Genomic DNA, 6,792 nt, shown 5'->3' on the forward strand with positions numbered 1-6,792 from the left:
AGGAACGACGCCGTCTCTCTCCCCGGCGTCGGAACCGGGACGCGGATCCCGGGGGGTGCGATGCCCTCCGCGATCCGCGTCTTTTTTTGTGATGCCCCTCCTGAAAGGCGCTGTCATGCGGGTGTAACAAAAACATCATTTCATAGCGTGGTCTGCCGGACACCCGGCCAATCCAGCCTCGGAGCTTCCATGAAATTGCAGTCGGCCAGCCTGACCGCCCTGTCCCTCACCATCGCCCTTGCCCTGGCCGCGTGCTCGCCCGGCAAGGATGCGCAGTCCGGCGATGCCGCCAAGGGCGCTCCCAGCGCAGGCGCCACTGCCAGCGACAGCAAGGCCGCGGAAATCTCCGGTGCCGGTGCGTCCTTCATCTACCCGCTGGTGTCAAAGTGGTCGGCCGACTACAACGCTGCGACCGGCAACAAGGTCAACTACCAGTCGATCGGCTCCGGCGGCGGCATTGCCCAGATCAAGGCGGGCACGGTGGATTTCGGCTCGACCGACAAGCCGCTCGATAGCGCCGAGCTGCAGCAGGCCGGCCTGGGCCAGTTCCCGTCCGCCATCGGCGGCGTGGTGCCGGTGGTCAACCTGGAAGGCATCGCTCCGGGCAAGCTGCGCCTGACCGGGGCGCTGCTGGGCGACATCTTCCTGGGCAAGGTCACGATGTGGAACGACGCGGCGGTTGTCGCGGCCAACCCGGGCGTGACCCTGCCGGCGACCAAGATCAATCTGGTGCATCGCTCCGACGGTTCGGGCACCACCTTCAACTTCTCCAACTACCTGTCCAAGGTCAGCCCGGAGTGGAAGAGCAAGGTCGGCGAAGGCACCTCCGTGCAATGGCCCGGTGGCGTCGGCGGCAAGGGCAACGAGGGCGTGGCATCGTACGTGCAGCAGATCAAGGGCTCGATCGGCTATGTCGAGCTGGCCTACGCGCTGCAGAACAAGATGCCGTACACCTCGCTGCAGAACGCTGCCGGCCAGTGGGTCGAGCCGAATGCAGACAGCTTTGCCGCCGCTGCCGCCAGCGCCGACTGGGCCAATGCCAAGGACTTCAACCTGGTGATCACCAATGCGCCGGGCGAGAAGGCCTGGCCGATCACCGCCACCAACTTCATGCTGATGCACAAGCAGGCCAAGGACGCGGCGCGCAGCAAGGCGACGCTGGACTTCTTCAAGTGGGCGCTGGAGAACGGCCAGGCCCAGGCCAGCGAGCTGCATTACGTGCCGCTGCCGCCGGAGCTGGTGAAGCAGATCCAGGCCTATTGGGGCAGCGAGTTCAAGTAATGCCTGCATCCCGCCTGCGCGGCGGGCTGCGCGGCGGTGAGGTGCCTGTGGGCGCCTCACCGTTCCTGATGTCTCACGCTCCCGCCAGTGCGCGGGTGACGAGTTCAATCGAATGAATGCCACCGCCCTTCCCGAAGCGATGACCGCCCCCCGCGGCCGCGACCTGCGCGATGCGCGCGCCGATCGCCTGTTCAAGCTTGCGCTGGCCGCCACGGTCGTGTTCGTGCTGTTGGCGCTCGGCAGCGCCGCGCTGTCGATGTTGTGGGGCGGACGCCACGCACTGCAGATGCAGGGCCTGAGCTTTTTCTATTCCGCCGACTGGAATCCGGTCGAAAACAAATACGGCGCGCTGGCGCCGATCTACGGCACCTTGGTCACCGCACTGATTGCGATGGTGATCGCGGTGCCGGTGAGTTTTGGCATCGCGTTCTTTCTCACCGAAGTGGCGCCGCGCTGGTTGCGCGGCCCGGTCGGCACCGCCATCGAACTGCTGGCCGGCATCCCGTCGATCATCTACGGCATGTGGGGCCTGTTCGTGCTGGTGCCGGTGATGACCGAACACGTGACGCCCTGGCTCAACGATCACCTGGGCACGCTGCCGGTGATCGGCCCATTGTTTCAGGGCCCGCCACTGGGCATCGGCTTGCTGACCGCAGGATTCGTACTGGCGATCATGGTGATCCCGTTTATCTCCTCGGTGATGCGCGAAGTGTTCCTGACCGTGCCGACACGCCTGAAGGAATCGGCGTACGCGCTCGGCTCGACCAAGTGGGAAGTCAGCTGGGACATCGTGCTGCCGTATACGCGCTCTGCGGTGATCGGCGGCGTATTTCTCGGGCTGGGACGCGCCCTGGGCGAAACCATGGCGGTGGCCTTTGTGGTCGGCAACACGGTGCGGCTGTCGCCCTCGCTGCTGGAGCCCGGCACCACCATCGCGGCGTTGATCGCCAACGACTTCGGCGAGGCCACCGAAACCTATCGCTCGGCCTTGCTGCTGCTGGGCTTTGTGCTGTTCATCGTGACCTTCATCGTGCTGGCGATTGCGCGCTTCATGCTGATGCAGCTGTCGCGTCGGGAGGGCAACTGATGTCTGCATCTTCGGTCTCGCAATCGCTGTACAACCGGCGCCGCATCACCAATGTGGTGGCATTGTTGTTGTCGTGCATCACCGCGCTGTTCGGGCTGTTCTTCCTGGCCTGGATCCTGTGGACCTTGTTGTCCAAGGGCGTGCCCGGTATCGATCTCAATCTGTTTACCAAGATGACACCGCCGCCGATGCAGGAAGGCGGCCTGCTCAACGCCTTCTTCGGCAGTGCGGTGATGTGCGGGCTGGCGCTGGCGATCGGCACGCCCCTGGGCGTGGCAGCCGGCACCTGGCTGGCCGAGTACGGCAATGCGCGCAAGGCCGGCATCGTGGTGCGCTTCGTCAACGACATCCTGTTGTCGGCGCCGTCGATCGTGCTGGGCCTGTTCGTCTACACCTTGTACGTGATGCAGACCGGCGGGCGGTTCTCCGCGTTTGCAGGCGCGTTGTCGCTGGCCTTCATCGTGCTGCCGGTAGTGGTGCGTACCACCGACGAGATGCTGCGGCTGGTACCGGCGCAAATGCGCGAAGCGGCGTTGTCGCTGGGCATTCCGCAGTGGAAGGTTACCGTGCAGGTGCTGTACCGCGCGGCTTCGGCCGGCATCCTCACTGGCGTATTGCTGGCGCTGGCGCGCATCAGCGGCGAAACCGCACCGCTGCTGTTCACTGCATTCGGCAATCAATACTGGAACAGCAACATCTTCCAACCGATGGCAAGCGTGCCGGTGATCATGAACCAGTTTGCAGGCAGCCCGTACGAATCCTGGCAGACCCTGGCCTGGTCCGGCGCACTGGTGCTGACCGTGTTCGTCCTGCTGGTAAGCCTGGGCGCACGTGCGTTGCTGTTGCGTAACAAGATTTCCAATGACTGACCTTTCTTTCCGGACACCCGACATGAACGATCTCCAAAACGCCAAGCCGATGCATCGCATCGCTGTTCCGGCCGCCAAGGGGGCGCCGACGGCGCAGGCGCCGGTGAAGGTGGCCGCACGCAATCTGGATTTCTATTACGACAAGTACCACGCGCTCAAGAGCATCGACATCGAGATTCCGGAAAAGCGCGTCACCGCGCTGATCGGTCCGTCCGGTTGCGGCAAGTCGACCCTGCTGCGCATCTTCAACCGCATCTATGCGCTGTACCCGAAGATGGAAGCGCGCGGCGAAGTGCTGCTGGATGGCGAAAACATCCTGTCGCCGAAGTACCCGATGAACCGCCTGCGCAGCAAGGTGGGCATGGTGTTCCAGAAGCCGGTGCCGTTTCCGATGACCATCTTCGAAAACGTTGCCTACGGCATCCGCCACCACGAAAAACTGTCCAAGCCCGACATGCAGAACCGCGTGGAACAGGCCTTGCGCCAGGGCGCGCTGTGGGACGAGGTCAAGGACAAGCTGGGGCAAAGCGCGCTGGGCCTGTCTGGCGGTCAGCAGCAGCGCCTGTGCATTGCGCGTGCAGTTGCGCTGCGGCCGGACGTGCTGCTGCTGGACGAACCCACCTCGGCGCTGGACCCGATTTCCACCAGCCGTATCGAACAGTTGGTGGAAGAGCTCAAGCGCGATTACACCATCGTGATCGTGACCCACAACATGCAGCAGGCCGCGCGCGTGTCCGATTACACCGCCTTCATGTATCTGGGCGACCTGATCGAGCACGACCGCACCGAAACCATTTTTTCCCAGCCGTCCAAACAGCAGACCGAGGACTACATCACCGGCCGTTTCGGTTGATGTAAGGCGGGCCGTCGCAACGCCGCACTGACGCAGCGCCATCGCATAAACCGGCACGACAATTGCATCACGTGCCATACCGCCAGGGTCAAGGCGGACATCCACCACTGCCAAGAATCGAGAACACGATGAACCAGCACCTCAACGACCACATCGTCAAAAGCTACGACGAGGAGCAGCACCGTCTTGTTGCCGAAATCGTGCGCATGGGCGACACGGCGGTGGCGCAGCTGGAAGCGGCGCTGGATGTGGTGGAGCGTCGCGACGACAATGCCGCCCATCGCATCGTGGTCAACGACGAGGCGATCGACGCACTGGAACACGCGATCAGTCACGACGTGATGCGCCTGGCACTGCGCGGCCCGATGGCGCGCGATCTGCGCGAGATTCTGGCCGGCCTACGGATTCCTGCGGATATCGAGCGCATCGGCGACTACGCGGCCAACGTCGCCAAGCGCTCGATCGCACTCAATTCCGCGCCGCCGCTGCCGCAAACGGTGGGCCTGCGTGCGCTTGGCCAAATGGCGGCCGATGCAGTGCGCGAAGCCGTGCAGGCGTATCGCGACAAGGATGCCGATGCGGCGATCCGTGTCCGCGACGAAGATGCACGCCTGGATGCACAGTACACCGCACTGTTCCGCGAGCTGCTGACCTACATGATGGAAGACCCGCGCAACATCACGCCGTGCACGCACCTGCTGTTCATGGCCAAGAACCTGGAACGCATCGGCGACCATGCAACCAACATCGCCGAGAACGTGTGGTTCCTGGTGCACGGCGAACAGCCGCTGCCGCCGCGTCTGAAGCGCGACGAGACCAGCACCACCGGCGTGATCTGATCGCAGCCCGATGCCGGCACAGCGCGTCGACATCGGGCGACAGACAGTCTCATTGCGTATTCAGCTTCACATCCCTACGGTGGGGGTGCACAGGCTGTTCCTGTGGTGCAGGAGTACGCAGATGAAACGCCTCATTGGATCCTTCATGGTCGTGTCGCTGCTTGCCTCGGGTGCCGCGTTCGCCGCACCCCAGCAGCATGACGACCGCGATCGCGACCGCATCGAGCAGCGTCACGACGATCATGGCCCGGCCCGGCATGACGATCATCGCAACGACAAGCGCGATGACCGACGCAGCGCACACCACGATGATCGCAACGGTCGCCATGGCCCGCCCTTCCATCGCGGCGAGCGTCTGGCGAAGGATCATCGCGGCAGCCACGTTGCCGATTACCGCAAGCATCATCTCAAGCAACCGCCACGCGGGCACGAGTGGCGGCGTGTGGACAATCAGTATGTCCTGATTGCCATCGCAACCGGCGTCATCGCCAGCGTGGTCGGCGGAAACTGATTCCGACGGATCCGTGGCATCTTCAGGCCCGGTCCGTGGCAACGCGGATCGGGCCTTTTGTTGCGTGCAGTTGTGCTCTGGATGGCGGAGCGAAGCCGCAGCGGCCGGTGGCACATCGAACGAGGGCCATGCGATGCATCTGGAGCGGCTAGCAACACGTAGCGATCAGTCGTGAGAGGGACACGAGTGACCGGCGTGTATGTGTGGTCCATGCCGCACCGAGCACCAGCCGCGCCCGCCTGGCGGTGGGCGCAGTGGTTTTGTTGGCCGCTCCGAAGCGATGCTGGTTTATTGGTGTAAACGCGTGCGGACGGCTGGGCGCCAGGCGACGTTCTGATCAGGACGCGGCTTCATTCTGGGGCAGCCAACACCACGGTCTGAGCTCCCCTCCGGATGGACGTAGCCGTTGCTCGGCGCGAGCGAGTACCACGCGTGCACGGCGCTTCTGCCAGGACCTGTTCAGACCCTGTTGACGACTGCTCGTCCGGGCTGTCCGCCCTGCTGAGCCCCGCCGCTGGCCGTCATTGCCCCCGCTGCCTTGCGATCCAACCGCCTCGTCACTGCACCATCGGCGCGGTGGTCTATGGCGATGAGCGGCGATGCCTGGCCCGTCGACCGGCTCGCCGGACCGACGGCGCAGAGACCGAGTCTGGTGCACCGGCCGAGCCCGGGGTGCGACCTGCTAGGCTATGCGGATGAACGAACCGGTCGACCCGCAGCCTGCCCCCTCCTTTTTGCCCATGTCGCGGCGTTTCCGCGGCTATCTGCCCGTGGTGGTGGACGTGGAAACCGGTGGGTTCGACTGGAACAGGCACGCATTGCTTGAAATCGCCTGCGTGCCGATCGAAATGGATGCCGACGGGCGGTTTTTCCCCGGCGAAACCGCCAGCGCGCACCTGGTGCCGGCACCGGGCCTGGAGATCGACCCCAAGTCGCTGGAGATCACCGGCATCGTGCTCGATCACCCGTTCCGTTTCGCCAAGCAGGAAAAGGACGCGCTGGATCACGTGTTCGCGCCGGTGCGCGCCGCAGTGAAGAAGTACGGATGTCAGCGCGCGATCCTGGTCGGGCATAACGCGCATTTCGATCTGAACTTCCTCAACGCTGCGGTGGCGCGCGTGGGGCATAAACGCAATCCGTTTCACCCCTTCAGTGTGTTCGATACGGTGACCCTGGCCGGTGTGGCCTATGGGCAGACCGTACTGGCGCGTGCCGCGCAGGCCGCCGGCCTGGACTGGAACACCGCCGATGCGCACAGCGCGGTCTACGACACCGAACAGACCGCGCGGCTGTTCTGCACGATCGCCAATGCCTGGCCGGGGCCTGTCTAGGGGCGGGATTGGGGATTGGGG

Annotated in this window: 7 protein-coding genes; all 7 read left to right on the forward strand. The window is 64.3% G+C overall.

What is annotated here, in order from left to right; translation table 11 throughout:
- The first annotated feature begins 189 nt into the window (after window positions 1-189).
- The 7 genes from pstS to rnt all read left to right on the forward strand — a co-directional run bounded on the left by pstS (window position 190) and on the right by rnt (window position 6,771).
- A complete protein-coding gene (pstS, locus tag Y887_RS12525; protein ID WP_046964650.1) occupies window positions 190-1,281 on the forward strand; it encodes a phosphate ABC transporter substrate-binding protein PstS in 1,092 nt (363 codons plus the stop codon).
- Window positions 1,282-1,393: 112 nt separating this feature from the next.
- On the forward strand, window positions 1,394-2,368 hold the full coding sequence (pstC, locus tag Y887_RS12530) for a phosphate ABC transporter permease subunit PstC (protein ID WP_039420811.1): 975 nt from the start codon (window positions 1,394-1,396) through the stop codon (window positions 2,366-2,368).
- Window positions 2,368-3,237, forward strand: coding sequence for a phosphate ABC transporter permease PstA (gene pstA, locus Y887_RS12535; RefSeq protein ID WP_046964651.1), 870 nt, complete (start codon window positions 2,368-2,370; stop codon window positions 3,235-3,237). Before pstC ends, pstA begins: the two co-directional genes overlap by 1 nt.
- A gap of 22 nt (window positions 3,238-3,259) precedes the next feature.
- Entirely contained in the window at window positions 3,260-4,090 is an 831-nt protein-coding gene (gene pstB, locus Y887_RS12540; RefSeq protein ID WP_039420807.1) for a phosphate ABC transporter ATP-binding protein PstB, read from the forward strand.
- 128 nt (window positions 4,091-4,218) lie between these two features.
- A complete protein-coding gene (gene phoU, locus Y887_RS12545; RefSeq protein WP_046964652.1) occupies window positions 4,219-4,929 on the forward strand; it encodes a phosphate signaling complex protein PhoU in 711 nt (236 codons plus the stop codon).
- Window positions 4,930-5,050: 121 nt separating this feature from the next.
- The gene (locus Y887_RS12550; RefSeq protein WP_046964653.1) at window positions 5,051-5,440 is read left to right on the forward strand and encodes an RcnB family protein; all 390 of its coding nucleotides are present in this window, start codon (window positions 5,051-5,053) and stop codon (window positions 5,438-5,440) included.
- 689 nt (window positions 5,441-6,129) lie between these two features.
- A complete protein-coding gene (gene rnt / locus Y887_RS12555; RefSeq protein ID WP_104611383.1) occupies window positions 6,130-6,771 on the forward strand; it encodes a ribonuclease T in 642 nt (213 codons plus the stop codon).
- Window positions 6,772-6,792 lie beyond the last annotated feature (21 nt).

Source organism: Xanthomonas pisi DSM 18956 (genome assembly GCF_001010415.1).
Lineage (GTDB): Bacteria > Pseudomonadota > Gammaproteobacteria > Xanthomonadales > Xanthomonadaceae > Xanthomonas > Xanthomonas pisi.